The organism is Pseudomonas sp. AC070 (genome assembly GCF_979258635.1).
The window spans coordinates 2,313,794-2,339,236 of sequence record NZ_OZ409871.1 but is presented as its reverse complement, the minus strand read 5'-3'; the positions used below and the strand labels follow the sequence as shown (position 1 = coordinate 2,339,236).

The 25,443-nt window shown below is 56.9% G+C and carries 24 protein-coding genes, 1 tRNA gene and 2 pseudogenes; 19 read left to right on the top strand and 8 right to left on the bottom strand.

The window, feature by feature from the left end; all coding sequences use genetic code 11:
• Window positions 1–91 precede the first annotated feature (91 nt).
• The 9 genes and pseudogenes from ACZZ0Q_RS10575 to ACZZ0Q_RS10535 form a co-directional block, all read left to right on the top strand.
• Window positions 92–610, top strand: a complete 519-nt coding sequence (locus ACZZ0Q_RS10575) for an Hcp family type VI secretion system effector (RefSeq protein ID WP_463539049.1) — start codon at window positions 92–94, stop codon at window positions 608–610.
• Between the two features lie 109 nt (window positions 611–719).
• Entirely contained in the window at window positions 720–2,771 is a 2,052-nt protein-coding gene (locus ACZZ0Q_RS10570; RefSeq protein WP_463539050.1) for a type VI secretion system Vgr family protein, read from the top strand.
• Window positions 2,768–3,622, top strand: coding sequence for a DUF4123 domain-containing protein (locus ACZZ0Q_RS10565; protein ID WP_463539051.1), 855 nt, complete (start codon window positions 2,768–2,770; stop codon window positions 3,620–3,622). The genes ACZZ0Q_RS10570 and ACZZ0Q_RS10565 overlap by 4 nt, the downstream gene beginning before the upstream one ends.
• Window positions 3,622–4,422: a hypothetical protein gene (locus ACZZ0Q_RS10560; protein WP_463542192.1), complete on the top strand. Its 801-nt coding sequence runs from the start codon at window positions 3,622–3,624 to the stop codon at window positions 4,420–4,422. Before ACZZ0Q_RS10565 ends, ACZZ0Q_RS10560 begins: the two co-directional genes overlap by 1 nt.
• 12 nt (window positions 4,423–4,434) lie before the next feature.
• On the top strand, window positions 4,435–5,337 hold the full coding sequence (locus tag ACZZ0Q_RS10555; RefSeq protein WP_463560548.1) for a hypothetical protein: 903 nt from the start codon (window positions 4,435–4,437) through the stop codon (window positions 5,335–5,337).
• A gap of 12 nt (window positions 5,338–5,349) precedes the next feature.
• Window positions 5,350–6,255 (top strand): hypothetical protein, encoded by a 906-nt coding sequence (locus ACZZ0Q_RS10550; protein WP_463560546.1) that lies wholly within the window; start codon window positions 5,350–5,352, stop codon window positions 6,253–6,255.
• 12 nt (window positions 6,256–6,267) lie between these two features.
• Window positions 6,268–7,170, top strand: coding sequence for a hypothetical protein (locus ACZZ0Q_RS10545; RefSeq protein WP_463560545.1), 903 nt, complete (start codon window positions 6,268–6,270; stop codon window positions 7,168–7,170).
• Between the two features lie 12 nt (window positions 7,171–7,182).
• Complete coding sequence (locus ACZZ0Q_RS10540; RefSeq protein ID WP_463560544.1) at window positions 7,183–9,387, top strand: lipase family protein; 2,205 nt, start codon at window positions 7,183–7,185, stop codon at window positions 9,385–9,387.
• Between the two features lie 195 nt (window positions 9,388–9,582).
• A pseudogene (locus ACZZ0Q_RS10535) lies at window positions 9,583–9,987 on the top strand (tyrosine-type recombinase/integrase); the annotation flags it as partial.
• Window positions 9,988–9,996: 9 nt separating this feature from the next.
• Here ACZZ0Q_RS10535 and ACZZ0Q_RS10530 read toward each other — a convergent pair.
• The gene (locus ACZZ0Q_RS10530; RefSeq protein WP_463539058.1) at window positions 9,997–10,350 is read right to left on the bottom strand and encodes a hypothetical protein; all 354 of its coding nucleotides are present in this window, start codon (window positions 10,348–10,350) and stop codon (window positions 9,997–9,999) included.
• 332 nt (window positions 10,351–10,682) lie between these two features.
• A tRNA-Ser gene (locus ACZZ0Q_RS10525) sits at window positions 10,683–10,772 on the bottom strand.
• A 245-nt stretch (window positions 10,773–11,017) separates the two neighbouring features.
• On the opposite strand from ACZZ0Q_RS10525, the gene ACZZ0Q_RS10520 reads away from it, so the two are divergent.
• The 3 genes from ACZZ0Q_RS10520 to ACZZ0Q_RS10510 all read left to right on the top strand — a co-directional run bounded on the left by ACZZ0Q_RS10520 (window position 11,018) and on the right by ACZZ0Q_RS10510 (window position 13,846).
• Window positions 11,018–11,707 carry a crotonase/enoyl-CoA hydratase family protein gene (locus ACZZ0Q_RS10520; protein ID WP_463539059.1) on the top strand — a complete coding sequence of 230 codons (690 nt, stop codon included), beginning with the start codon at window positions 11,018–11,020 and terminating at the stop codon, window positions 11,705–11,707.
• Window positions 11,708–11,871: 164 nt separating this feature from the next.
• The gene (locus ACZZ0Q_RS10515) at window positions 11,872–12,624 is read left to right on the top strand and encodes a 1-acylglycerol-3-phosphate O-acyltransferase (RefSeq protein WP_463539060.1); all 753 of its coding nucleotides are present in this window, start codon (window positions 11,872–11,874) and stop codon (window positions 12,622–12,624) included.
• Window positions 12,625–12,874: 250 nt separating this feature from the next.
• Entirely contained in the window at window positions 12,875–13,846 is a 972-nt protein-coding gene (locus ACZZ0Q_RS10510) for a magnesium and cobalt transport protein CorA (RefSeq protein WP_463539061.1), read from the top strand.
• A 99-nt stretch (window positions 13,847–13,945) separates the two neighbouring features.
• Here ACZZ0Q_RS10510 and ACZZ0Q_RS10505 read toward each other — a convergent pair whose 3' ends face one another.
• The 5 genes from ACZZ0Q_RS10505 to ACZZ0Q_RS10485 all read right to left on the bottom strand — a co-directional run bounded on the left by ACZZ0Q_RS10505 (window position 13,946) and on the right by ACZZ0Q_RS10485 (window position 18,731).
• A complete protein-coding gene (locus tag ACZZ0Q_RS10505; protein WP_463539062.1) occupies window positions 13,946–15,019 on the bottom strand; it encodes a polyamine ABC transporter substrate-binding protein in 1,074 nt (357 codons plus the stop codon).
• 41 nt (window positions 15,020–15,060) lie between these two features.
• A complete protein-coding gene (locus tag ACZZ0Q_RS10500) occupies window positions 15,061–15,405 on the bottom strand; it encodes a cupin domain-containing protein (protein ID WP_463539063.1) in 345 nt (114 codons plus the stop codon).
• 161 nt (window positions 15,406–15,566) lie between these two features.
• Window positions 15,567–16,976 (bottom strand): NAD(P)/FAD-dependent oxidoreductase, encoded by a 1,410-nt coding sequence (locus ACZZ0Q_RS10495; protein WP_463539064.1) that lies wholly within the window; start codon window positions 16,974–16,976, stop codon window positions 15,567–15,569.
• Window positions 16,977–17,069: 93 nt separating this feature from the next.
• Window positions 17,070–17,897, bottom strand: a complete 828-nt coding sequence (locus ACZZ0Q_RS10490) for an AraC family transcriptional regulator (protein WP_463539065.1) — start codon at window positions 17,895–17,897, stop codon at window positions 17,070–17,072.
• Window positions 17,898–17,900: 3 nt separating this feature from the next.
• Entirely contained in the window at window positions 17,901–18,731 is an 831-nt protein-coding gene (locus tag ACZZ0Q_RS10485; protein WP_463539066.1) for an undecaprenyl-diphosphate phosphatase, read from the bottom strand.
• A gap of 133 nt (window positions 18,732–18,864) precedes the next feature.
• On the opposite strand from ACZZ0Q_RS10485, the pseudogene ACZZ0Q_RS10480 reads away from it, so the two are divergent.
• From ACZZ0Q_RS10480 to ACZZ0Q_RS10470, 3 genes and pseudogenes are all read left to right on the top strand, one after another.
• A pseudogene (locus ACZZ0Q_RS10480) lies at window positions 18,865–19,806 on the top strand (cache domain-containing protein); the annotation flags it as partial.
• Between the two features lie 27 nt (window positions 19,807–19,833).
• On the top strand, window positions 19,834–20,664 hold the full coding sequence (locus ACZZ0Q_RS10475) for a methyl-accepting chemotaxis protein (protein ID WP_463561013.1): 831 nt from the start codon (window positions 19,834–19,836) through the stop codon (window positions 20,662–20,664).
• A gap of 7 nt (window positions 20,665–20,671) precedes the next feature.
• The gene (locus ACZZ0Q_RS10470; RefSeq protein ID WP_108097644.1) at window positions 20,672–21,286 is read left to right on the top strand and encodes a hypothetical protein; all 615 of its coding nucleotides are present in this window, start codon (window positions 20,672–20,674) and stop codon (window positions 21,284–21,286) included.
• 234 nt (window positions 21,287–21,520) lie between these two features.
• On the opposite strand, the gene ACZZ0Q_RS10465 is transcribed toward ACZZ0Q_RS10470, so the two are convergent.
• Window positions 21,521–22,729, bottom strand: coding sequence for an ammonium transporter (locus tag ACZZ0Q_RS10465; protein ID WP_463539067.1), 1,209 nt, complete (start codon window positions 22,727–22,729; stop codon window positions 21,521–21,523).
• 387 nt (window positions 22,730–23,116) lie between these two features.
• Between ACZZ0Q_RS10465 and ACZZ0Q_RS10460 the strand changes: the two genes are divergently transcribed.
• The 4 genes from ACZZ0Q_RS10460 to ACZZ0Q_RS10445 all read left to right on the top strand — a co-directional run bounded on the left by ACZZ0Q_RS10460 (window position 23,117) and on the right by ACZZ0Q_RS10445 (window position 25,432).
• Window positions 23,117–23,431: a DUF883 family protein gene (locus ACZZ0Q_RS10460; protein ID WP_122495688.1), complete on the top strand. Its 315-nt coding sequence runs from the start codon at window positions 23,117–23,119 to the stop codon at window positions 23,429–23,431.
• Window positions 23,432–23,433: 2 nt separating this feature from the next.
• The gene (locus ACZZ0Q_RS10455) at window positions 23,434–23,832 is read left to right on the top strand and encodes a phage holin family protein (protein ID WP_463539068.1); all 399 of its coding nucleotides are present in this window, start codon (window positions 23,434–23,436) and stop codon (window positions 23,830–23,832) included.
• Complete coding sequence (locus ACZZ0Q_RS10450) at window positions 23,829–24,137, top strand: hypothetical protein (protein ID WP_463539069.1); 309 nt, start codon at window positions 23,829–23,831, stop codon at window positions 24,135–24,137. Before ACZZ0Q_RS10455 ends, ACZZ0Q_RS10450 begins: the two co-directional genes overlap by 4 nt.
• A 131-nt stretch (window positions 24,138–24,268) precedes the next feature.
• Complete coding sequence (locus ACZZ0Q_RS10445) at window positions 24,269–25,432, top strand: EAL domain-containing protein (protein ID WP_463539070.1); 1,164 nt, start codon at window positions 24,269–24,271, stop codon at window positions 25,430–25,432.
• Window positions 25,433–25,443: the final 11 nt, after the last annotated feature.

Sequence of the window (25,443 nt, the reverse complement as noted above, 5' to 3'; positions counted from 1 at the left end):
TCTTGTTGGCATAAACCTTGATTGTAGTTATGGAACCTGCAATGCAAATATGCCTGTGGGTTCCTATTTATTTTCAGCAAGGAGAGCATCCATGGCTACGCCAGCGTATATGTCGATCACGGGTACCAAGCAGGGTCTGATCACTGCCGGTGCTTTCACCGCTGACTCGGTCGGAAACACCTACCAGGAAGGTCATGAAGACCAGGTCATGGTTCAGGGTTTCAACCACGAAGTGATTATTCCTCGCGATCCGCAATCGGGCCAACCGACCGGCCAACGCGTTCACAAGCCTGTCAAAATCACCAAGGTGTTCGACAAGTCCTCACCACTGCTGCTGGCTGCGCTGACTTCCGGCGAGCGTCTGACCGAGATTACCATCCAGTGGTATCGCACCTCCGCAGCGGGCACTCAAGAACACTACTACACCACCAAACTCGAAGACGCGATCATCGTCGACATCAAGGACTACATGCATAACTGCCAGGACCCGTCGAATTTGCACTTCACGCACCTGGAAGACGTTGAGTTCACCTACCGCAAAATCACCTGGACTCACGAAGTGTCCGGCACCTCCGGTTCTGATGACTGGCGCACCCCTGTCGCAGGCTGAAACTGACTAGCTGTTTCGCGGCATCGACCATTTTCTAACGGTTGATGCCGTTTATTACGTCTAAGGTGGGCGTCGCGTTTTGCCTCCTCTCTCAGCTAAGGATAAGCGTATGTTCGCGGCGGCCAATGCTGCACATTTCACGTTGCTGATCCCCTCTGTTCGCAACGATTTCAAAGTGCTGGCCTTCAAGGGCACTGAAGCCATCAGCAACTTGTATGCGATTCAAGTTGAACTCGTCAGTGAGTCCCCAGTTTTCGATCTGGAGAGACTGCTCAGTCAGCCGGCTTTTCTCCAGTTTGGTCTGAACGGGGAAGGTATTCATGGGCGTATCGAAGATGTGTTCGTCGGCGAGGCCGGTAAACGTCTGACCCGCTATCACCTGATCTTGGTACCCGCTCTGCACTATTTGCAGTTCAACCACAACCAACGGATCTTCCAGCACCTGACGGTCCCGCAGATCGTGGCCAAAGTGCTCCAGGGCCACGGGATTCAAGCTGATGTATATACCTTTAATGTCAGCACCAGCCCTGAGCGCGAATACTGCACTCAATATGGGGAAAGCGACTTCGAGTTCATTCAGCGGTTGTGCAGTGAAGATGGGATTTCCTGGCACCACCAACACAGTCAGGATGGCCATCGGTTGGTATTCACTGACGATCAGACCTATTTCCCCAAGCTGGGGGGCACACCGTATCAGCAAGGCTCCGGTCTGGCGGCGGATCACCCGGTCGTCAGCCAGTTCTCGATGCGTTTCAGCACTCGAACCAGCACAACCACCCGCCGGGGTTATGATTTAAAGCGCCCAAGCCTGTTGCTGGAAAACCAATTTACCGCCGAGTTCAGTCCTGAGCTTGAGGATTACCGCTACCCGGCGTTGATCGAAAATGAAAAGCTCGGCAAACAGATTGCCCGGCAGGCCCTGGAGCGGCACCGTGCCGACTACCAGTTGGCCGAGGGTAAAAGCGACCAGCCAATCCTGCGCAGCGGCCACTTTTTCGATCTGACCGAACACCCGCGCCAGCAGTGCAACGCGTTGTGGCTGCTGCTCAGTGTGACGCACTCAGGCAAGCAACCTCAGTCACTGGAGGAAGCAATCACCAGCGACGTCAAGTCCGAAGACGGCTTCACTCAAGGTTACCGCAATACCTTCAGCGCGATCCCCTGGGACGTGTTTTACCGTCCACCGCTGGTCACGCGTCAATCGGTATTGGTCAGTCAGACTGCCAGGGTCACCGGTCCAGCAGGGGAAGAAATCTTTTGCGATGAATACGGGCGGGTTAAGGTCGAGTTCCATTGGGACCGCGCCGAACTGGGCAGTGACAAGAGCAGTTGCTGGTTACGGGTGTCATCCAGCTGGGCGGGAGACAGTTTCGGTGCGGTGACTATCCCGCGCATCGGCATGGAAGTGGTGGTGACCTACCTGGAAGGTAATCCCGACAATCCGTTAATTACAGGGTGCGTGCCTAACAAGGTCATGCCTGTGCCGTACCCCTTGCCCGCGAACAAAACCAAAACGGTCCTGCGCAGCCATAGCTCGCCGCACAGTGGCGGCTACAACGAGCTGTCGATTGAAGACCGCAGCGGCCAGGAGCTGATCTACCTGCGTGCTCAGCGTGACATGGAGCAGAAGGTCGAAAATGACAGCCGACTGGAAGTAGGTAATGAGCGCCGGGAAACCATCAAGGGCAATAGCATTGCGGTGCTGGAGGCTGAAGAGCAGCGCACCGTCACCGCTGACCGCAAGGTACAGCTCAAGGCTAATGACTATTTGCAGGTAGCCAACAGCAGCCACACCAGTGTAGGGCAAACGGTGGTGATTGAGGCCGGGCAACAAGTCCACCTCAAGGCCGGGGCTAATCTAATACTTGATGCCGGAGCCAGCATCACCTTGAAAGGTGGTGGTCAACACATCGTGATTGGCCCTGGCGGTATTTTCAGTAGCACCGAGATTCAAATCGGCGGTGCGCCTGCTGGAGGAACGGCCGCCAATCCGTTGTTACCGGGTGTACTAGCGGCCCTGGCGACCCCGCCCGCACTGCCTATCATGGCCCCGACACAAAACGCGCTGATGGCGGCAAGTAAAGTTAAAGGCGCTGACTTCTGCCCGCTTTGCGAGGCTTGTAAAAACGGTCTTTGCCTGCCAAAAGGAAGGACAGCATGATGGCTACCTACCCTCGGCAATGGATGATCGACCAGCTAAAACTCGACCATGCTCTGTGCCTAATTCTGGACTCGGAAGGCGAACTCGAAGCCCGCCAAGCCTTGTTGAGCACCAGTGATCTTGATCAGCATCGCAGTGTGTACAGTGAGACTCAGGTCTCCGATTTAGCTATTGCGGGGCCTTTCATATTCCTCATCGACAATCCTGACGATGAACGCATCAGAGACCTACTCCAGGCGCCTGAGCGCAATTGGGGCTGGCTTGCCAGCATTCGCAAAGATGACCTGCCCGCGCTGACCCAACACTGGCGTGAACGCCTGATTATCGGCACACGACCCAATCAGGCGCTGTACCGATTCCACGACAATCGTGTCCTCACCCGTGCTTTGGGGCATATCCCTGAAGAGGCTCGCCCTGAGTATCTGGGGCCCGCGATCAGTGTGTGCTATTGGCAGGGCTCAGGCTGGGAAGTCACCCACAATCCAGCTCCCGGCGAACACCCAATTCCTGCTGCCCCGTTGTGGCTGAACGTCCCAGCACCGGCGAGTCAGTCGATGGAGATGCTTCAGTCCAATATCTACCGGTATCTGTGGGCAGAACACAGCGACGATCTAATGCGACTCAGCCGGCGCCAAGACCCAAGCACGTGGCTCGCAGAACAGCTCTCGCAGGCTCAGCAATGGGGGTGGTCTGCCCCTGAGCAAGTGCATTTTTTGATCATCAACAAACTCAATGAAACTGAGCCGCCCATCATAAAAAACTGGTTGCCTCATACCGACGAAGCGCCGCGGGTTCACTTCGAGCGCCTTTTTAATGAAGCGAAATTCTGGTCAGGAGAACACTCGGCGTGATGCACGTACGACGCTTTACTCCCCACTTCCTGCGGGTCTTATTTGTGAGCGCAATGGCCTTGGTCGCTTCGGGCTGCTCAATGGCGCCGACAGAGAGTTTTACCTTCCAAGCCGAGATACCGGAAAACTTTAGCGTTGGTGGCATCGCTTACTACATTCAGACACCGTGGGACATGTGCCAAATACCTTCAGGTGAGGAGCAAAGCTTCAGGCGGAAGTTATACCAAAGCGAGCAACCCAACACCGCACACACGGTGGCGTTCAAAGTGCCACTGACTGACACCGTACGCGGTTGTTCAATGGTCTTGAAAAGCGTTGTGCTGAAAATCGAAGGACAGTGGGGAAAGCGTGAGCTGGACATGAGCCTACAGACTGCCGGTTTATCAATTCATGATGAACCATCAGAAACGATTCGCCCTTTCCCTGTGTCGGGACCTCTGGTCTTTCAGGGCCAGTGCCAGTGGTTTTTTCGCACGATGGGGCCGTATCGTTACATAGTCAAAATCCTGCAGTGTCGGGCGCTCGACGCGAATGGCGTCATGCAAAAAAGCCTGGCGGGCGGAGCGTTGCAGCGCAATCAGCTAGCGGGCAAAACCGTGAAATTGGTGCTTAGTGTCGCGGATAAGGAGAAGCCTTATTACAACGGATGGTGGCTCGAAACTCCCAAGGGCTGGAAGGCCTGCACTGGTTTGTGGGGAACCAATAACGAAGAGCCCTGCGCCAAGCCATATAAATTCATTAAATCTTTCAAAATGCCTGATGGACGTGACTGCACCGTCTACCCCAACTGCACCGAATAAGGATATCAAAGGATGAGTTCGTATAAACCAATGGCAGATGGGGATAAGCCGGCTTTCAGCGACAAGATGTTTGCCTGCCCAAACAAAGGTCACTGGGTTAGTTTTCAGTTGGTGGACGAGTTCGGTGATGGCAAACCGTATGCTGGTCTTGCCTATACCCTTACTGCTCACTTACTGCGGGCCTTGTTTATCTGCGCACTGGCTTTGGTCGCTTCGGGCTGCTCAATCGCGCAAACAGAAAGCTTTACCTTCCAGGCCGACATGCCGGAAAACTTCACCATTAGTCCGATGGCGTATTACGCGTCAGCCTCCGGCGAGTCGTGTTCCGGGCGTAACCTTATCCAAAGCGAGCAGCCCAAGGGGGTGCGTCCGGTTGAGTTCAAGCTGCCGCTGACGGACACCGCGAAGGGTTGCTCAATGGTTTTGAAACGCGTTGTGCTGAATATCGAAGGGCAATGGGGCAAGCGTGAGCTGGACATGAGTCTGCAGACTGCCAGCTTATCGATTCCTGATGAGCCATCAGAAGCGGTTCGCCCTTTCCCCACGTCGGGACCTATGGTCTTTCAGGCTCAGTGCCAGTGGTTATTTCGCACGGTGGGATCGAAACGATTTATCAGGAAAATCCTGCAGTGCCGGGCACTCGACGCAAATGGCGTCGTGCAAAAAAGCCTGGCGGGCGGAGCGTTGCAGCGTGATCAGTTAGCGGGCAAAACCGTGAAGTTGGTACTGACGGAGGCGAAAGAGGAGCTGCCTTACTTTGATCGCTATTGGATTAAAACAACAAGTGGATGGAAACCGTGCAAGGGGAACTGGGGCCGCGACATCGAGGAGCTCTGTGTAACTCCCCCTCAATTCAAACCTTTCAAAATGCCCGATGGACGTGACTGCACCGTCTACCCCAACTGCACTGAATAAGGACATCAAAGGATGAGTTCGTATAAACCAACGGCAGACGGGGATAAGCCAGCTTTCAGCGACAAGATGTTTGCCTGCCCAAACAAAGGGCACTGGGTTAGTTTTCAGTTGGTAGACGAGTTCGGTGATGGCAAACCGTATGCTGGTCTTGCCTATACCCTTATTCCTCATTTCCTGCGAGTCATGTTTATCAGCGCAATGGCCTTGGTCGCTTCAGGCTGCTCAATGGCGCAAACAGAAAGCTTTACCTTCCAGGCCGACATGCCGGAAAACTTCACCATTAGTCCGATGGCGTATTACGCGTCAGCCTCCGGCGAGTCGTGTTCCGGACGTAACCTAATCCAAAGCGAGCACCCCAAGGGAGTGCGTCCGGTTGAGTTCAAGCTGCCACTGACGGACACCGCGAAGGGTTGTTCAATGGTTTTGAAAAAGGTGGTGCTGCAGATCGAGGGACAGTGGGGAAAGCGTGATCTGGACATGGATATGGATTCTGCCGGTTTATCAATCCGCGATATGCCATCAGAAACGCATCGCCCTTTCCCCACTTCGGGACCTATGGTCTTTCAGGGTCAGTGCCAGTGGTTGTTTCGCACGATGGGGCCGTATCGTTACATAGTCAAAATCCTACAGTGCCGGGCGCTCGACGCGAATGGCGTCGTGCAAAAAAGCCTGGCGGGCGGAGCGTTGCAGCGTGATCAGTTAGCGGGCAAAACCGTGAAGTTGATGCTTAGTGTCGCGGATAAGGAGAAGCCTTATTACAACGGATGGTGGCTCGAAACTCCCAAGGGCTGGAAGGCCTGCACTGGTTTGTGGGGAACCAATAACGAAGAGCCCTGCGCCAAGCCATATAAATTCATTAAATCTTTCAAAATGCCTGATGGACGTGACTGCACCGTCTACCCCAACTGCACCGAATAAGGATATCAAAGGATGAGTTCGTATAAACCAATGGCAGATGGGGATAAGCCGGCTTTCAGCGACAAGATGTTTGCCTGCCCAAACAAAGGGCACTGGGTTAGCTTTCAGTTAGTAGACGAGTTCAGTGATGGCAAACCGTATGCTGGTATTTCCTTTACCGTTACTACTTACTTTCTGCGGGTCTTGTTTATCAGCGCAATGGCCTTGGTCGCTTCAGGCTGCTCAATGGCGCAAACAGAAAGCTTTACCTTCCAGGCCGACATGCCGGAAAACTTCACCATTAGTCCGATTGCGTATTACGCGTCAGCCTCCGACGAGTCGTGTTCCGGACGTAACCTAATCCAAAGCGAGCAGCCCAAGGGTGGGCGTCCGGTTGAGTTCAAGCTGCCGCTGACGGACACCGCGAAGGGTTGTTCGATGGTTTTGACAAAGGTGGTGCTGCAGATCGAAGGACAGTGGGGAAAGCGTGATCTGGACATGGATATGGATTCTGCCGGTTTATCAATCCGCGATATGCCATCAGAAACGCTTCGCCCTTTCCCCACGTCGGGACCTATGGTCTTTCAGGGCCAGTGCCAGTGGTTGTTTCGCACGATGGGGCCGTATCGTTACATAGTCAAAATCCTGCAGTGTCGGGCACTCGACGCGAATGGCGTCGTGCAAAAAAGCCTGGCGGGCGGAGCGTTGCAGCGTGATCAGCTAGCGGGCAAAACCGTGAAATTGGTGCTGACGGAGGCGAAAGAGGAGCAGCCTTACTTTGATCGCTATTGGATTAAAACAACAAGCGGATGGAAACCGTGCAAGGGGAACTGGGACCGCGACATCGAGGAGCTATGTGTAACTCCCCCTCAATTCAAACCTTTCAAAATGCCTGATGGACGTGACTGCACCGTCTACCCCAACTGCACCGAATAAGGATATCAAAGGATGAGTTCGTATAAACCAATGGCAGATGGGGATAAGCCGGCTTTCAGCGACAAGATGTTTGCCTGCCCAAACAAAGGGCACTGGGTTAGTTTTCAGTTGGTGGACGAGTTTGGGGATGGCAAACCGTATGCTGGTCTTGCCTATACCCTTCAGGACAGCGCAGGGCAGCAGTATACCGGGGTGCTGGACGCCGAAGGGTTTGCCAAGATTGAAGACTGCTATCGTGGGCCTGTCGTATTAACCTTAGATAGCGCATATGCAGGCGGCGAGGTTGTTTATAACGATTTGATGATCCGTAAGACATATCCACTCCCGATTACCGAACTCCAAGTTCGCGCCGAACAAACCTGTTTCTTTCACCAGGACGGTTTTGCTGTCGACCACAACCCCGCACAAAAAGCGGGAGACAAATTCATCCAGGTAGAGGTGCGGGACCTGGTCAAGCACAGCGCGCATTTGCCTCCCCCCGTTGACCGTAAATACCCGCCGGATGACATCTTGATCAGAGCGTTTGATAAGCTGACGTTTGGTCCAGAGCCTTTATCTCGGTGTGGTGTCGGGCTGCTGTCGAACCGGCACTCGCTGCTGCAGGTGCGCCCACTGCGCGCGTTTAGACCGATGCTCTCGACCGGTGATGCCTTCAGTGCACTGAACCTATACCAGCTCGCGATCATGGCGAATCTGAGCTACTCCGACTTTGGTCAAAACCCCGTTAAAGATCCCGTGGATTGCGTAAATTTCCCGTCGGATCCCAGCGTCGGTAACTTTTTTGGTGAAGCGCTTTCGAACTATCGAGAAAGTTGGAAGGTAGATAGCTCACAGTCGCCAGTACACCGTTACTTTCCACTGTACGAAGAAGTTACTTACTCTAAACGTTTTGAAATTTTGCCGTTTGACCCAACTGCGTATGAACAAAACAAGCCGGGTGAAAATCAGGAGCATCCTGGCAATCTGCATTTTTTTGATGACACCAGCCAGAATCGGTTTAGCGCAAAGAGTACGCAGGCGTTCATTACGCATCATGATGAGGTGGTGCTGATTGCTATTCGTGGAACACTGGAGTTGTCAGATTGGTGGCGTGACGCGGATGCGGCTCAAGTTCCCTTCGAAGAAGGCAAAGGAAAAGTCCATCATGGTTTTTACGATGCGTATAAAGCTCTGAAGACCTTTATTCAACGCTACTTAATCCGATTTTATGTCGGGCAAAAAATCATAATCAGCGGCCATAGTCTAGGTGGAGCGATTGCTTTGCTGTTGGCGGAAGCATTGCGATGTGATGAATCACAGAAATACGACATTCTCCTTTACACCTATGGCTCGCCACGCGTGGGTGATGCCACGTTCGTCGCCGCTGCCGAGCCGCTGACACACCACCGGATGGTAAACAACAACGACATGATTCCCGGTGTTCCCGCGCCCTGGATGAACGCACGGCGCAACATCTGGATTCCTGGGCTTGCGGCACTCTTTATTACCAACCCTGTTTTAGGCATCTTGATCTTCGTCACAGGTCTTGTCCGTGTTGGTGGCGATCCTTATCAGCACCATGGCACGTTGCATCACTTCATGCCGGTGGATTTTTCCGGGAAGGAAAAGTCGGCGATTCTCTGGAATCCAGGTTGCGCCTCCATAGAAGAGGCCGCTTGCACTCGGGCACTGGCCAAAGATGGCGACCTGCCATTTCGTGGCGACTTTATCGATCAAGTCATGAGTTTAGGTGACCACAGTATACCGGGGTCGTATATCCCGTTCTCCTGGGCGACCTTTCGACGTTGGCAGCAAACTCAGGAAACTGGCGGGACGGTGGTCACTGAGCGTGAATACGATCTGGTGGCGGCGGCATTGGAGACGATGCGCGGCAAAGTACAGGATCAAAGCAAGCAAACAAGAAACACCCAGCGTTATGCTAACAATGACCCCCAGTACCTACAAACAGTGACAGACTTGAATAACGAGTCGCGAAATCTTCTCGACTCACTACAACGACTTAAAATACAAAATGGGCGCCATCTGACACTTGCCGATGTCTACGGCAGCGCTGTGCAATCTCCCAACCTGGAAGCCGCTCTGCATCGCTGGAAGGGCCAGCGGGAAAACAACCTGCAAGTGCAGATTGCAATGATTCCTCAGCAGGACGATGGGGATTTGATGTTTGCCTCTCGCATCGGTGCGCCTCATACGTTGGACATCGATTCTACTGTTTAGTGGGAGTGTCTACTGGCTTGTGCGTGGAATACGCGGATTATGTATTGTTTCCTGGCGGTGTTTACGGATGAACCAATGATCAATTCTAAATATTGCATAATTAAAATGATTCCCGTATCAACAATATTAATTTATCTCACCGGTTGTATTGGGGTAACGCCGGGGATTGGTTTGGTTGCGAAGGTTTGACTATAGACAGGGGCACGATGGGGTGAGGCTCAGGCGTTGACGCCTGCCAGGGTGGCGAATGGTGCGGTGACGTTTGCCAATACGAAATCCCGACGTACCCGGACGATTCCGACAGATAAGAAGCTGTAGGGAAAGCTGCATGTTCATTTCAAGCAGCACGGCCTATTCAGCAACTGCATGCTGACCTTCAGTCGCGTTATCGACACAACCTCACTCAAACTGCCTGCTGGCCAGGCGACCCATGTGCTGCGACATACCTTCGCCAGTCACTTCGTCATGCGTGGCGGCAACATCCTGACCTTGCAAAAGATCCTCGATCACTCCAGTTTGGCAATGACAATGCGTTACGCACACCTGTCACCGGATCATCTGCAAGACGCGCTTACGCTAAACCCACTAAACCCCGTTTAACTTTCGGCTCTACCGATAGAAGTTCGGTGCTGATGTTTTGGTGAACTCCGGCTCGGCCCGACCTTTGAAAACTATGCGGGTGGTATTTTCAGATTCATAACCCTGACAGGGATCTTCCAGGCCGAGCTTCGGAAGCACCAAAACATTACCGCGCTTAACCTCGACCCATCCTGTGATAACCCCACCACACATACCTTGGATATTGGAATTACCCGGCAACGCACCGAATTCAACGCTCAAATTTCCACTCTTCAGGTGGCAAATCCGCTTCGCAGTCTTCAGAGTTCCGATGTGATCATCGTCTTCCATTGAGGCGATGAAGCTGCCAGGTGCCCATTCGTTTTCGGATTTTGCGGCGATCATTGCTTCGCCAGCCTCGTTATAGGCGCCTTGTAGTAGACGATGAGTTGGTCGTTCTGACTGTCGCACTCATACCCGATCAAGGTGTGAAACCAATCGGCTTGCGCCGATGTTCCTACACTGAGCAGAGCGAGCAAAACCGATAGCTTTAGTAACCCGTTTAGCTTCAAGGCGAGTTCCATTCGTATAGGGTGGGCTGAGTCGGGGCGAGTAAAGATTGCCATGTTTAGAGAAACACAAAAGGCCATCTTCGACGCTTTTTCGACACCCTTAACCCCCAGAAAGCAAAAAGCCCCGAAAACTTCTCAGTTTTCAGGGCCTTAGGCGTTTCAATATGGCGGTGAAGGAGAGATTCGAACTCTCGATACGATTTCTCGTATACACACTTTCCAGGCGTGCTCCTTAAGCCACTCGGACACTTCACCGTGTCTCGAAGACGGGTTAGGTCTGTCGAGGCGCGCTAATCTAGCCGAAGCGTTCGCTAAAGGCAAAGTTTTTTTAACGGATTCATGTGGTTAAGCGAAGGTGGTGGCACATACCCGCAGCTCAAGCGCGTTGCTTCGAGCCAGTGCCGGCGCGACCGTACGGTCAGCCTTAGCGCTTTACCTGCCGGTTGCGGCTCGGTAACGTCTGCCCACCTTATAGAGCTGCCCGAGCAAGGATTTGTGCCATGAGCGATCTGATCAGTTACGAACTCGATGACGGAATTGCCACCCTGACGCTGAGCAATGGCAAGGTCAATGCCATTTCTCCCGATGTGATCGCGGCGTTTAACGCGGCGTTGGATCGTGCTGAGCAAGACCGCGCGGTGGTGATTATCACGGGCCAGCCGGGCATTTTGTCGGGTGGGTACGATTTGAAGGTGATGACGTCCGGCCCGGAGAACGCCATTAACCTGGTCGCCGCCGGCTCTACCCTCGCCCGCCGTATGTTGTCGCATCCGTTCCCGATCATCGTGGCCTGTGGCGGTCATGCTGTGGCAAAGGGAGCGTTCATTTTGTTGTCGGCCGATTACCGCATCGGCGTTGAAGGGCCGTTCAGCATTGGTCTGAACGAAGTGCAAATCGGCATGACCATGCACCACGTGGGCATCGAGTTGGCGCGTGATCGTTTGCGCAAGGCGGCGTTCCACCGTTCGGTTATCAATGGCGAGATGTTCAATCCGCAAACGGCGGTCGATGCGGGCTTCCTTGATACCGTGGTCCCCGCCGAGCAGTTGATGGCAACCGCAGTTGCCGCCGCGCAGCAGTTGAAGAAAATCAATATGAAGGCGCACAAGAACACCAAACTCAAGGTTCGCAAAGCGTTGCTGGAAACGCTGGACTGGGCGATTGAAGAAGACAAGAAGCACGCGGTTTAAGCAAAATCTTGCAAACGAGCCCGGCCATCGAGCCGGGCTTTTTTATGGCGCAAAGCCCCGTAACGCCTGGCTTGCAGCTTGTAACAAAACGCCCAACGAACGGTCATTGCTGAAAATAGTGCACATCCGTACACTGCGCGACCTCTTACGAAACGGGCGTCTCAATGCTTTTCTTTCTGCGTATGTTGCTCATGGGTCTGCACTTTGTTCTGGCAGGCGTGTTGGGCATTTTGATTGGCCTGTGCCGTCCGTTTAATCCCGATAACAGTCGCCTGTGCGCTCGCCTCTATTCACGCCCCGCCTTGTGGATCCTGCGCCTCAAGCTCAAAGCTGAAACCGAAGCCCTGCGCAACCAGTCGGCGTCGTGCGTCTACATTGCCAACCACCAGTCCAACTACGATCTGTTCGTGCTGGGCGCCGTGGTGCCCAAACGCACCGTAAGCATTGGTAAAAAGAGCCTGAAGTGGGTGCCGTTTTTCGGGCAGTTGTATTGGCTCGCCGGCAACGTGCTCATCGACCGTGGCAACGCGGCCAAAGCCAAGCACGCCATGCTGACGACCACCGAGACCCTTCAGCACAAAGATACGTCCATCTGGGTTTTCCCTGAAGGTACGCGCAATTTGGGCAACGGCCTGCTGCCGTTCAAGAAAGGCGCGTTCCAGATGGCGATCGCCGCTGGCGTGCCGATTGTTCCCGTGTGCGTGAGCACGTACAGCACGCACATGCAGCTCAATCGTTGGAACAGCGGCTGCGTGACCATCCGCTCGCTGCCAGGCATCATCACCCAGGGCATGACGGCAGACGACATTCCTGCCCTCATGCAGCAGTGCCACGAGCAGATGCAGGCGACCATCGCCGAGCTCGACCGCGAGATTGCGGCGCCAGCGTTGGCGACCACCAAGCCCGCGCTGCCTTAACGCCGCCCGCTGCTCGCCGGTTTCCGCTTACTAAAATCAGCCCCGCTCCATGCGGGGCTTTTTTTTACGTCCGCTTTACGACGCTGCAGGGCGCCAGCTTTTAAAATTCAGGTTTTGCACGGAGCCGTCTAGTCGCTGCGCTTGTCATAGCCTCAGCGCTAAACCTCAGCAATACGGCGCCGGCGCCATGCATTACCCTTGGCGCCAGGCGCTCAACGCCACTCAAAACCGGAGCGTACGGATAACAACTATGACAAGCGTCGTTGCAGCAGCGGTTTATTCCCAAGGCAAAAAAGTTACCGACATCCAGCTCGACGAGGGCAAAGCCTGGGCGGCCAAGCCCGATCATTTTGTTTGGATCGGACTGCACGATCCGGGCAGCGCGGAGCTGCTGAACCTGCAGAAGCAATTCAACCTGCATGAATTGGCCATCGAAGACGCCCTGCTTCAGCACACCCGACCCAAGCTGGAAACGTTCGGCGATGCACTGTTTATGGTGCTGTACTCGCCGGTCATGGAAGACGACAAGCTGGTGTTCGTCGAAACCCAGCTGTTCGCCGGCAAGGGTTATGTGATCAGTTGCCGCTACGGCAATTCGCCGTCCTATGCGCGCGTCCGACAACGCTGTGAAGCGCAGCCGATAATGCTCGAGCATGGCGAAGATTTCGTGCTGTATGCGCTGCTTAGCTTTGTGATCGAGAACTACCGGCCGCGCCTGGAAGAGTTCAACGCCAAGCTGGAAGACATGGAACAGCATGTGCTGCGCAACCCGCTGAGCCAGGAAGATGTCGAGCGCATCCAACGCATGCGCCGCCACTTGTTGCGAATCCGCCGTTACATCGCGCCGATGGTGGAAATTTGCACCGAGCTGCAGCAGCTCGACTTCCCCTTCATTGATAAGCACATGCGCCCGTACTTTCGGGACGTGCAGATTCATGTGCAGCGCTTGATGGAAGACCTCACTGGTCTGCGGGAAATGGCCGATCACGCCATCGAGATCGGGCTGCTGCTGGAGTCATCCCGGCAGAGCATTACCCAGCGAAAATTCGCCGCCTGGGCTGCCATTCTGGCGTTTCCTACCGCAATCGCCGGCGTGTACGGCATGAACTTTCAATACATGCCCGAGCTGACGTGGCACTACGGTTACGCCGGAGTGATGACGGTCATTACCGTGGGCTGCGTCGGTCTGTTCGCCAACTTCAAACGTATGGATTGGCTGTGAAACAACGAGGCTGAACCCCTTTTCACAGCCCATACGGCGCTGCAGGAAGGCGGTTCAGCCTCGGTATTCACTCACGCGCTGCGCGCAAGGCGGAGCGCATCAATTGCCCGATTTGATCTTGTTCCACAACCGCGTGCGGATGCGGTCGGTAGCCAACGGCATGGCTTCCAGGGCAAACATCGTCTTCATCGTCTCTTCGCTCGGGTACACCTTGGTGTCGGCTTTAAGCTCCGGGCTCACCAACGCATCGGCCTTTTCGTTGCCGTTGGCGTAGCGCACGTAGTCGCTGATCGGGGCCATCACTTTGGGGTCGAGCAGGTAATTCATAAAGGCGTAGGCGGCTTTTTCGTCCGGGGCATCGGCTGGCATCGAGACCATGTCGAACCACATCGGTGCGCCTTCTTTCGGGATCACGTAGCCGATGTCCACGCCGTTTTTGGCTTCTTTCGCACGATTAGCGGCTTGCATGATGTCGCCCGAGAAACCCACAGCCACGCAAATTTCACCGTTGGCCAGATCGGTCACGTACTTGGAGGAATGGAAATAGCGCACGTACGGACGAATCTGCATCAGCGTCGCTTCGGCCTTTTTGTAGTCGGCCGGGTCTTTGCTGTGATGGGGCAAGCCGAGGTAATGCAGGGTAATCGGCAGCACTTCAGGGCCGTTGTCGAGAATCGCCACGCCGCATTCGCTGAGCTTTTTCATATTCTCGGGCTTGAGAATCAGGTCCCAGGTATTGAGCGGCACGTCGCCCAGCACCGCTTTTACTTTGGCCACGTTGTAGCCGATGCCGGTGCTGCCCCACAGGTAGGGAAAGCCGTACTGGTTGCCCGGGTCGTTGGTTTCCAATGCTTTGAGCAGCACCGGGTTGAGGTTGCTCCAGTTCGGCAACTGGCTCTTGTCGAGCTTTTTCAGCGCGCCGCCTTGAATCTGACGGGCCATGAAGTGGTTGGAGGGAAACACCACGTCGTAACCGGATTTGCCGGTCATCAACTTGCCGTCCAGGGTTTCGTTGCTGTCGTACACGTCATACACCGAGGCGATGCCGGTGGCGGCCTGGAAGTTCTTCAAGGTGTCTGGGGCGATGTAGTCGGACCAGTTGTAAATCTTGACGGTGTCGGCGGCCTGACTGACCGAGGCCACGAGCATGAGCGGAGCGATGAACTTGAGCATGGTGTTATCCAGGTATTTTTGTTTTTAGGAGCGTGTGCGGCTTATTTGAAAATAAGCACGTAGGTTTTTCGTACGGTCTCTTTGATGTCCCAGACGCCAACGGTGTTGGCCGGCATCATCAGCGCGTCGCCGGCGTTGATTTCCATGGGCTCACCGCCGTCCGGGGTAAAGGTGCAACGGCCAGCGATGATGTGGCAGAACTCCTGTTGCACGATCTGGCGGCGCCAAACGCCGGGGGTGCATTCCCAGATCCCGGTTTCCACGCCGTCGTCGCGCTCCACGCAGGTGGTCGACGCCACGGCCACGATGTCGCTCAGGGGAACGGCCACCGGGAAGGATTCTTCGAGCACGGCAGTGGGGGTGTTTTTGAAATGGGTGATGGTCATGGGTTTACTCATTCTTCGGTTAAACAGTGAGCAGTCCCCTCTCCCGCTTGCGGGAGAGGGCTAGGGAGAGGGAGCGGATTCGCGCCGGGCAAAACATTGCGTAACGCCCTGGCCCTCTCCCCCGGCCCCTCTCCCGCAAGCGGGCGAGGGGTGAAAGGCCGTTACTTCATAAACCCTTCCATAAACCCCGCCAGCCCTTGGGCGAAGTGGCGGCGCCAGGGTGCGCTGCCGGGGTCGGCGAGCACTTTGTCTTCGTGGACGAAGCTGCGGATGATGGCGTTGTAGCCCAGCCAGCGGCACGGTTCCGGCTCCCAGGTGCGCAGGCCGTGTTTGATGCTGCTGTCCACTTGCACCCACGGCTGGCGGGTCAAAACGCTGGTTTCGCCGAGAATCAATTGCGCCAGGGTGCGCCCGCCCAGGTTGCTCGCGCCCACGCCTTCGCCGCCGTAGCCACCGGCCAGTGCCACCTGGTTTTTGCGGTCGCAGATCATGTGCGGATGGAAGCGGCGCGACATGCCCAGATTGCCGCCCCACGAGTGGGTGATCGGCACTTTCTTCAGCATCGGGAACAGCTCGCCGAACAGGTAGCGGCGCAGCTCGACTTCATCTGGCGTAAGGCTCGAGTCCTGACGCAGCTTGCCGCCAAATTGGTAGCCGCCACGGGCGCCGAATACTAGGCGATCGTCCTTGGTGCGCTGCCCATAAGTGACTTGCCGGCTGGCTTCGCTGAAGGCCTGGCCACGTTCAAGGCCGATTTCCGCCCAGGTCGCGGCTGGCAGCGGCGCGGTGGCGACGATCAGGCTTTGCACGGGCAATTGATAGTTGCCCAGCGGCGGCAACGTCACGGAATAACCTTCCACCGCCGGCACCACCCACTGCGCGCGCACTTCGCCTTGCGCGGTGCGCACCACGCCGGGCTGCCACTGGTTGACGCGGCTTTGCTCAAATATTTGTACGCCCATGCGCTCAACCGTACGGGCCAGGCCGCGTACCAGTTTGGCTGGCTGAATGGTCGCGCAGTGAGGCGTGAAGATGGCGCCGTAAGGCTTGGCGACGCGCAGTTCCTGGTTCAGTTCGTTGACTGACAGCCAGCGGTAGTCGGCTTCGGTGGTGCCGTTAGCGTGCAGGGCGCGCAGTTGGCTACGCAGCGAAGTCTCTTGCTCTGGGTAACGGGCGGCGGTGTAAAGGATGCCGGCCTTGCGGTAGTCGCAGTCGATGCCTTCACGCTCGAGCACCTGGCCCACTTCATCGGGAATGTGGTGCAGCAGGTCAAGCGACTCATGCCGAGCGGCCGGGGACAATCCCGCCAACAGACGGTCCTCGCCCAGAATGTTGCCCATCAGCCAGCCACCATTGCGCCCGGACGCGCCGAAGCCGGATATCTCGGCATCGACCATCACAATGCGCAGTTCAGGCGCTTGGCGTTTGAGGTAGTAGGCGGTCCACAGGCCCGTGTAACCGGCGCCGATAATCGCCACGTCCGCTTCGACAGTGCCGGTTAATGGCGCTCGCGGAATCAGCGGCTCTTCGAGCTGATCCATCCACAGACTTACGTTGCGCCACGCGCTCATGTACCGCTCCAGAAACTGTTCGCCATCGAGTGGCGCAGAGACTAGAGGCTAGATTCGCAGCGTGTCTTGCGCGCGGGCCCGCGAAGAAAATTGTTAGCCGGCACGCTGTTTGAGGTAAGCCTTGGGCGTGAGCCCGGTGTGCTGGCGGAAGCAGCTGTAGAACGCCGACAGCGAATTGAAACCCGCGGCAAACGCCAGGTCGTCGATGCGCACCGGCCCGGCAGCGTTGTCGATAGCAGCCAGCAAATGCTGCAGACGCGCGTGGTTTACATAGCGGTAGAAGCTCTGCCCCAACACTTGGTTAAGCAGGTAGGAAATCTGATTGCGGCTGTAACCGGTGGCGCTGGCCACGTGCTGCAAATTCAGGTCGGGGTCCAGATACGGCTGATGCTGCTGGAAGTAATGCTGCAAGTCATCGGCAAGAAACCCCAGCTGCCGCGCCGACAAACCCAGGCGGCTGATGGCCGGGCGATTGTCCACCGCCTCCTTATTACCGCTGCCGCTGGTTTCGTGCATCAGCGAGGCGTATTCGTTCACCTGCCAGATGAGGCCGTCGCGCACCGTTATTGCCTCGCTGGTGCGAAACGACACCAGCCCTTCGCCACCGCGCAGGGTGATGCGGTACTGAATAAAGGCGGTGTCACCGTCTACGCGAATGCGGTCGCTGTGCTCCAGCGCTTCTTCCGGCGCGCGCGGCATGGTGGCGAGCACGTAGTCGCGCAGCTCAGCCAGTGCCAACACACGGTTTTGGAAGAAGTCGTGGTACTCGACGTCCGGGTGATACAGCGCCATCACGCCGTCGAGATCGCGGTATTTCCAGCAGTAGTGATAGCGCAGCACCACGTCGCGGGTGATATCGGTCTGTTCCGGGCTGTCGAAGCGCTCGGTCGGCGATACGGCGAAGTTGGGGCTGCGCGCCATGGCTTAGGGCTGGGCCGCCGACCAGTCGATCAGGCCGAACTGCCAGGTCGCCAGAATCAGCAAGCCGAACACAATGCGGTACCAGGCGAACAGCGCGTAGCTGTGGTTGGCGATGAACTTCAGCAGGCCGCGCACGGCGATCATGGCGAAGATAAACGCGGTGACGAAGCCGATGGCGAACACCGGCAAATCACTTTGCTGGAACAGGTCGCGGTACTTGTAGCCCGAATACACCGCCGCGCCGACCATGGTCGGCATCGCCAGAAAGAAGGAAAACTCGGTCGCGGTTTTACGCGACAGGCCAAACAGCAGGCCGCCAATGATGGTGGCGCCGGAGCGCGACGTGCCCGGAATCATGGCCAGGCACTGGGCGAAGCCCACTTTCAGGGCATCTTTCCAAGTCATTTCATCGACGGTTTCGGCGTGCACCACATGCTGGCGGCGCTCGGCCCACAGCATGATCACGCCGCCAATCACCAGCGCGGCCGCCACGGTGATGGGGTTGAAGAGATAGTGGTGAATCAGGTCGGCGAAAATCACGCCCAGGATCACCGCCGGGAAGAAGGCAATCAGCAGGTTGCCGGTAAAGCGCTGTGCTTGGCGGTCTTTGGGCAACCCCAGTACCACGTCAAAGATCTTTTTACGGAATTCCCAGACCACCGCCAAAATGGCGCCGAGCTGAATAATGATGTTGAACGCCATGGCCCGTTCACCGCCGAAATTCAGCAGGTCGGCGACAATAATCTGGTGCCCGGTACTGGAAATCGGCAGGAACTCGGTAAGCCCCTCAACAATCCCCAAAATCAACGCCTGCGCAGCGCTCCAAAGATCCATGCAACTTCCCCCATCGGCAGTGTCCCGCACCGCCCTCAAAATGTTGTCGACGAAAAAAGTGTCGGACGAAAAAACCACGCTCCAGCGAAGGCCTCAAGCGCCAGGGTGAACCCTTTACCTTGGCAACCGGAAAATGACTCGCAAGCGCTTGGGAATGCCACTTTGGCGCCGAAATGTAGCAGACAACTCCTACCGATGCTGCTGCCTTTACTTACATTTCCCCTGTACTGTTGCAAAGCCATCACCAGCGCCTACTTTCAAGGCAGCACAACAACAAAAACGGTTGGAGTTCCGCACCATGCAAACCTTGCGCAAACTACCGATTCATCGTCGGCTTTGGCTCATTCTCGCTGTCGCGTTAGTCATGCTGGTCAGCCTTGGCCTGTTGATGCTCAAGCAGATCAACCACGACCTGCATACCGCCAAGGTTCAAAAGACCCAACATGTTGTGCAAAGTGCCACCGGCGTACTGACTTATTTTTACAGCCTGGAAACCGCCGGCACGCTCACCCGTGAGCAGGCGCAGAAACAGGCGATGGAAGCCGTGCGTGGCTTGCGCTACGCCAAAGATGATTATTTCTGGATCAATGATCTGGGTCCGAAAATGATCATGCACCCCACCAATCCGAAACTCGAAGGGCAAGACCTCAGCGCCCTGAAAGACCCCGACGGCAAATTCCTCTTCAACGACATGGTCGCCATCGCCAAGGCCAAGGGCTCGGGCATGGTCGAATACCGTTGGCCGAAGCCCGGCGCCAGTGAGCCCGTGCCGAAAATTTCCTATGTGCAGTTGTTCCAGCCGTGGAACTGGATTGTCGGTTCCGGCGTGTACAGCGACGACATGCAGGCCGAGTTTCGCGAACAAGCCATGAGCGCCTCCATGCTGGGTTTGGGCATCGCCATCATCATGGCGCTGGTGGTGTTGTACATCAGCCGCAGCATTACCCGACCGCTCAACGAGGTGGTCAGCGCCATGGCCAACATCGCCAGCGGCGAAGGCGACCTGACCCGCTCGCTGACCAGCGATGGCGACGACGAACTGGCAGACCTGGCCAAGCACTTCAATACCTTCACCAACAAACTGCGCACCGTCATCAGCCAAATGCTGCAAGCCGCGACGGCACTCAATCAGTCCGCCGACACCCTGGGCAGCGTCGCCACGCAATCGCAGCAAGATGCGCAACAACAAGCCATGCAAATGGAACAGGTGGCCACCGCCATCAACGAGGTCACCTATGGCGTGCAGGATGTGGCCAAGAATGCCGAGCAAGCCTCTGGCGAAGTGCAAGGCGCCGAGGCTAACGCCCAGCAAGGCCAGGCCAACATCGAGCGCAGCCTGCAACAGGTGAACAAACTCTCCGGCACCATCAATGAAGCCGTGGAAGTGATCCAGTCCTTAGCCCAGGAAACAACCCAGATCGGCGGCGTTCTGGAAGTGATACGCTCCATCGCCGAACAAACCAACCTGCTCGCCCTTAACGCCGCCATCGAGGCCGCGCGGGCCGGTGAACAGGGTCGGGGGTTCGCGGTAGTTGCCGATGAAGTTCGTTTACTGGCCCAACGCACGCAGAAGTCGACGGCCGAAATCCAAGTGATGATCGAGCGCCTGCAAAGCAACTCGCAGGCGGCGGTAAACGTCATCAACGAAAGCAGCAAAGCTTCGCAACTGACCGTCGACCAAGCGCGCCAGGCCGGGGAAAGCCTTAACCAGATCAGCCAGTCGCTACGCAACCTGACCAGTCTGAACGCCTCGATCGCCAGTGCCACGTTGCAGCAGGCGCATGTGGTTGAAGACATCAACCAGAACGTCACCGACGCCGCCAGCCTGGCCCACAACACGGCAATGGCCGCCGAGCAATCGAGCAGCGCCAGCCAACACCTGAATCAACTGGCCGATGAGTTGAACCGGCTACTGCGCCAATTCCGCGTATGAGGACTGCATGACCAGCATGGAACACCAGGAGATCAACCTCCAACAGCCGGAAAACCAGGACCTGATCTGGGATATGGAAAGCATGGCCCGGCGTGAGCTGGCCGAGCGTTTTATCCGGCTGTTCGAGAACCGCTTCTGCGTGTATTCCGAATCGGTGCGCCAGCTTTACACCAACTACACCCTGCACTTCCCCACCGACCTGGGGCGCAAAATGGTGGTACTGCCCAACGCCTACGCCTTCCACGACACCCTGCACGGCATCGACGCGGCAGCCGTGCGCAAAACCGGGTTGTGTGTACTGCCCGGCGTATTGGTCGGCAAACCCGGGCTGCTGCTGAGCACCGAAATGAAAGACGACGGCAGCACGCCGAAAACCATGCCGTTCAAGCCGGCACTGGCGCAGATCATCAACAGCCAGAAGAAGCTCGGCGATGTGTTTCTGCCGATCATGATGAAAGGCGACCTGCGCGAGTTCGACCAGCAGATGCCCTACATCCACCTGCACCGCTTGCAAGTGAACAAGCTCACCCACCTGTCCACCTTCGAACGCGACGACATCCACCAGACCATCACGCGCAAGATGCTGATGCTGTACCGGCAGGCAGATAGTTTGGTGTGTTGAGGGCCGATGCATCGCCTTTAAAAAACACCGATGGCTTCTGTAGGAGCTAGCTTGCTAGCGAACCCTGCAAACCCAATTTCAAGGTGCCTTTTCCCGGTTCGCCACCAAGGTGGCTCCTACAAACCAACGGCGGCCTGTAGGAGCGGCTTTAGCCGCGATCTGTCGCACCTGCAAAACCCAATCCCCAAACCAGCACACAACCCGCAGGAGCTAGCTCCAACAGTTCGCGCCCAATCAGTCCTGACTCACCGCCCCAATCTTATGAATCGACAAATCCGCCCCGTAATACTCATCTTCCTGATTCAAGCGGATCCCGCTGGTAGCCTTCAGCACGCCATACACCAGCAAACCACCCAGCAGCGCCACCACTACGCCGAGCCCGGTGCCGATTAGCTGGCTGACCACACTGACACCACCCAGCCCGCCCAGCATCTGCTGCCCAAAAATGCCGCAGGCGATGCCGCCCCACACGCCGCACAAGCCGTGCAGCGGCCAGACGCCGAGCACGTCGTCGATGCGCCACTTCACTTGGGTGGCGGTAAACGCCCAAACGAATAAAGCCCCGGCCACCAAGCCGGTCACCAGCGCGCCCACTGGGTGCATCAGGTCGGAACCCGCGCAAATCGCCACCAGCCCAGCAAGCGGGCCGTTGTGCAGGAAGCCCGGGTCGTTGCGACCGACAAACAGCGCCGCAACGGTGCCGCCGACCATGGCCATCAGCGAGTTCACCGCCACCAGGCCGCTGACGCCTTCCATGGTTTGCGCGCTCATGACGTTAAAGCCGAACCAGCCGACGATAAGAATCCACGAGCCCAGGGCCAGAAACGGAATGTTCGACGGCGCAAACGCCACCAGCTTGCCGTCGCGGTAGCGACCGTTGCGGCTGCCCAGCAACAGCACGGCGCCCAGGGCCAACCAGCCGCCCATGGCGTGAACCACCACCGAGCCTGCAAAGTCGTGGAAGCTGGCGCCAAAGCGCTCGGCCAGCCAAGCCTGGAAGCCGAAGTTGCCGTTCCAGACCAGCCCTTCGAAAAACGGATAAATGAACGCCACAATCAGCAAGGTCGCGCACAGCTGTGGACCGAACTTGGCGCGCTCGGCAATGCCGCCGGAAATAATCGCCGGAATGGCGGCAGCGAAGGTCAGCAGGAAAAAGAACTTCACCAAGGCGTAGCCGTGATCGGCGGTCAGCTCGCCCGTCGGCACCATAAAGGTCACGCCATACGCCACCCAGTACCCCACGAAGAAGTACGCCAGCGCCGACATGGCAAAGTCGGAGATGATCTTCGACAAGGCGTTCACTTGGTTCTTTTGCCGGACTGTGCCAACTTCCAGAAACGCGAAGCCGGCATGCATGGCCAGCACCATCACGGCGCCAAGCAGAATGAACACCGTGTTGGAACCGTGAATCAGGGTTTGCACGGCGCTGTTAAGGTTTTCCATCGATGAAGCGACTCCGGCAGCGAAAAAGCACCAAAGCGGCTCAACGCACCACCCGCACGCACCATGATGACGCCGCAGCGCACCAGTTCTGCTCAACCGAGCGAACCGATTTAGAACCAGGGAAACGGGCAGATAGCGTGAGCGATCAGTTCTTTTCTTTATTTTTCATTCGGTTGAGCAACACTGTTGCCACCTGGGTTGACGCAGAGAATGCGCGATTAGGGCGCAATTTCTACTTGTCACGCACCAGCACAATGCAAGCGCTATACCAGCTGCATAAGTCTGCAATCCAGAGCTGGCGCGCCGTGATTAGATGGAACCATCCATCGGAGCGGCAACTCGAAACCCAAAGACCTACACTCACCGACCCCACCACGGAGAACCACTATGGTTAGCAAGGCCAATGAACGTGCTCAGGAAGAGCTTGTCGCCGAATTCCAAGCCCTGATCGCGGACACCGAAAAGCTGCTCGAACACACCGCCAGCCTGGCCGGCGCCGAAGCAGACGAACTTCGCTTGAGCATTCACGACAGCCTCAAACGCGCCCGTGACACCCTGCAACTCACCGAGTACACCGTGCGTGAGCGTGCTGAAGAAGCCCTGGCTTCCACCGAAGCCTACGTGCAGCAGAACCCGTGGCAGGCCGTCGGTATCAGTGCAGGCATTGGCTTCCTGCTTGGCCTGCTGGCTACTCGTCGCTGATCATGAGTGACGGAATGGAATCCCTACCCCCACCTCCGCTGCAAGGCGTCGGTCCGTCGCCCAAGCGATTGGGCGCGGCGTTTTTGGGCTTGCTGCACAGCCACGTCGAGTTGTTCGGCATTGAGCTGCAAGAGCAGAAAAGTCGCAGCCTGAACATGCTGCTGTTCGCCGGCTTGGCCTTGGTTTTCGCCCTGCTGCTGTTGCTCGGTTTGTCGGCCCTCGTGCTGATTCTGGTATGGGACAACTACCGCCTCACCGGCATCGTCGGCCTGTGTGCCTTCTATGCCTTGGCCACCTTGTTCTGCGGCCTGCGCTTGCGTGCGGCAGTGACCGATGAATCGTCCCCCTTCAGCGCCACCCTCGAAGAGCTGGCCCGTGACCGTGAGCGCCTGATGCCATGAACCCTGCCAAACCTACCCGCCAGGAATTGCGCAAACAGCTGGTTCGTTTGCGCATGGAAATGCACCGCCACGAGCTGCGCCACGAAATCCAACAACTGCTGCACCCGCTGCGCAAAATGCGTGGCACCGCCAGCAGCTGGCAAAGCAGCCTGACTACCAGCCGTGCGCCACTGTGGGGCATGGCCGGGGTTTCGTTGCTGGGCTTTTTCGGCGGCAAGAGCAAAAAACTCAGCCGCTGGCTGAAAATCGGCCTGGGCCTTTATCCGCTGGTTGCGGTTGCGCTGAAGAACCGCAAACAGGTCTGATCCGGCCCACGTGGGGCGCTGTCCCACAACTGGCCACTTTCTTGCAAACGCAACGTGATGAACAGCAACGGCGCTGTTCATCGCCTTGCCGTGTGCGGGCTGAACTGCCAACCGCAACTAAGGATGTGACTGTGATCGACGGGCAACCGCTTGCCTGCTTCCAGCCGTTTATAGATACCGCCACCGGGCGTATCGCCGGTATCGAAGCGCTGGGCCGCCTGCAGCAAGACGACGGCCGCCTGGCTTCGGTAGGGCCGTTATTCGCTGACCCCAAATTTCCCATGACCGCCCTGCGCCGCCTCGACCGTGAAATTCGTGCCGACGCCCTGCAGCGCTTTCATGGCGCCCCGGCCGACTGGTTTCTCAGCATCAATATTTCGCCGCGCTGGATTGGCCGCCTGCGCCCGAACCAGCCGCTGCCCAGCTTAAAGCAACTGGAAAAATACGGCGTCTCCCCCGAGCGCATCGTCTTCGAAATTACTGAGCTCGGCGGCGGCAGCTTGCGCTTGCCCGAAGTGGTGGCGCGCTACCGCGAAGCGGGCGCACGTATTGCCATTGATGACTTTGGTGCCGGCTATTCGCAGCTCGACCGCGTGCTCGCCTTGCAGCCAGACATCCTCAAGCTCGATATGCGCCTGTTTCAGGAAGCCGCGCGCGGCGGACCGAGCAGTGAAGTGGTCAAAGCCCTGGCGCAAATGGCGGAAAAAACCGGCTGCTGGATCATCGCCGAAGGCGTGGAAACCGAAGCCGAACTGGACTTCGCCCTCGAATGCGGTTCGCGCTATGTGCAGGGCTACCTGTTCGCCAAACCCGAGCGTGAGTTCTTTCCCGCCGACGCCTTCGTCGATCGCTTCGCCGAGCTGCGCAACCGTTATGTGCGCAACAAACTGTCGGAGCGCGCGCGCCTGGTTTCCCTGCGTCAGCAGCTCAGCGGCTTGATGAACAGCTTCAAGACCTGGGCCGAAGCCGATGCCCCCTTGAGCGCCCTGCCCGCACCCACCGACTACCCCTGGCTGCTGCGGGTTTACCAATGCGACCCCAACGGCACCCAGCTCACCCCCAACCTGGAGTGGACCGGCAGCGGCTGGCGCGAAGACGGGCGTTACCTCGGACATAACTGGTCATGGCGCCCTTACTTCTATCAATTGCTGGCCGAAGGCTGGGATGAACGTCGGCTGATTCTGTCATCCACCTACCGCGACGCTACAAGCAACCAGTACTGCCTCACCGCCGGGCAATTTATCGACAACGGGCAGCGGTTGTTGCTGTTGGATATTGATGTGGCGGGTTTGTAAAAGCTCGAGGC

Excerpts from the sequence above, each read along its gene's own strand:
- ACZZ0Q_RS10575 (WP_463539049.1), top strand. The coding sequence starts at position 92 with ATGGCTACGCCAGCGTATATGTCGATCACGGGTACCAAGCAGGGTCTG.
- ACZZ0Q_RS10570 (WP_463539050.1), top strand. The coding sequence starts at position 720 with ATGTTCGCGGCGGCCAATGCTGCACATTTCACGTTGCTGATCCCCTCT.
- ACZZ0Q_RS10565 (WP_463539051.1), top strand. The coding sequence starts at position 2,768 with ATGATGGCTACCTACCCTCGGCAATGGATGATCGACCAGCTAAAACTC.
- ACZZ0Q_RS10560 (WP_463542192.1), top strand. The coding sequence starts at position 3,622 with ATGCACGTACGACGCTTTACTCCCCACTTCCTGCGGGTCTTATTTGTG.
- ACZZ0Q_RS10555 (WP_463560548.1), top strand. The coding sequence starts at position 4,435 with ATGAGTTCGTATAAACCAATGGCAGATGGGGATAAGCCGGCTTTCAGC.
- ACZZ0Q_RS10550 (WP_463560546.1), top strand. The coding sequence starts at position 5,350 with ATGAGTTCGTATAAACCAACGGCAGACGGGGATAAGCCAGCTTTCAGC.
- ACZZ0Q_RS10545 (WP_463560545.1), top strand. The coding sequence starts at position 6,268 with ATGAGTTCGTATAAACCAATGGCAGATGGGGATAAGCCGGCTTTCAGC.
- ACZZ0Q_RS10540 (WP_463560544.1), top strand. The coding sequence starts at position 7,183 with ATGAGTTCGTATAAACCAATGGCAGATGGGGATAAGCCGGCTTTCAGC.
- ACZZ0Q_RS10530 (WP_463539058.1), bottom strand. The coding sequence starts at position 10,350 with ATGATCGCCGCAAAATCCGAAAACGAATGGGCACCTGGCAGCTTCATC.
- ACZZ0Q_RS10520 (WP_463539059.1), top strand. The coding sequence starts at position 11,018 with ATGAGCGATCTGATCAGTTACGAACTCGATGACGGAATTGCCACCCTG.
- ACZZ0Q_RS10515 (WP_463539060.1), top strand. The coding sequence starts at position 11,872 with ATGCTTTTCTTTCTGCGTATGTTGCTCATGGGTCTGCACTTTGTTCTG.
- ACZZ0Q_RS10510 (WP_463539061.1), top strand. The coding sequence starts at position 12,875 with ATGACAAGCGTCGTTGCAGCAGCGGTTTATTCCCAAGGCAAAAAAGTT.
- ACZZ0Q_RS10505 (WP_463539062.1), bottom strand. The coding sequence starts at position 15,019 with ATGCTCAAGTTCATCGCTCCGCTCATGCTCGTGGCCTCGGTCAGTCAG.
- ACZZ0Q_RS10500 (WP_463539063.1), bottom strand. The coding sequence starts at position 15,405 with ATGACCATCACCCATTTCAAAAACACCCCCACTGCCGTGCTCGAAGAA.
- ACZZ0Q_RS10495 (WP_463539064.1), bottom strand. The coding sequence starts at position 16,976 with ATGAGCGCGTGGCGCAACGTAAGTCTGTGGATGGATCAGCTCGAAGAG.
- ACZZ0Q_RS10490 (WP_463539065.1), bottom strand. The coding sequence starts at position 17,897 with ATGGCGCGCAGCCCCAACTTCGCCGTATCGCCGACCGAGCGCTTCGAC.
- ACZZ0Q_RS10485 (WP_463539066.1), bottom strand. The coding sequence starts at position 18,731 with ATGGATCTTTGGAGCGCTGCGCAGGCGTTGATTTTGGGGATTGTTGAG.
- ACZZ0Q_RS10475 (WP_463561013.1), top strand. The coding sequence starts at position 19,834 with ATGCTGCAAGCCGCGACGGCACTCAATCAGTCCGCCGACACCCTGGGC.
- ACZZ0Q_RS10470 (WP_108097644.1), top strand. The coding sequence starts at position 20,672 with ATGACCAGCATGGAACACCAGGAGATCAACCTCCAACAGCCGGAAAAC.
- ACZZ0Q_RS10465 (WP_463539067.1), bottom strand. The coding sequence starts at position 22,729 with ATGGAAAACCTTAACAGCGCCGTGCAAACCCTGATTCACGGTTCCAAC.
- ACZZ0Q_RS10460 (WP_122495688.1), top strand. The coding sequence starts at position 23,117 with ATGGTTAGCAAGGCCAATGAACGTGCTCAGGAAGAGCTTGTCGCCGAA.
- ACZZ0Q_RS10455 (WP_463539068.1), top strand. The coding sequence starts at position 23,434 with ATGAGTGACGGAATGGAATCCCTACCCCCACCTCCGCTGCAAGGCGTC.
- ACZZ0Q_RS10450 (WP_463539069.1), top strand. The coding sequence starts at position 23,829 with ATGAACCCTGCCAAACCTACCCGCCAGGAATTGCGCAAACAGCTGGTT.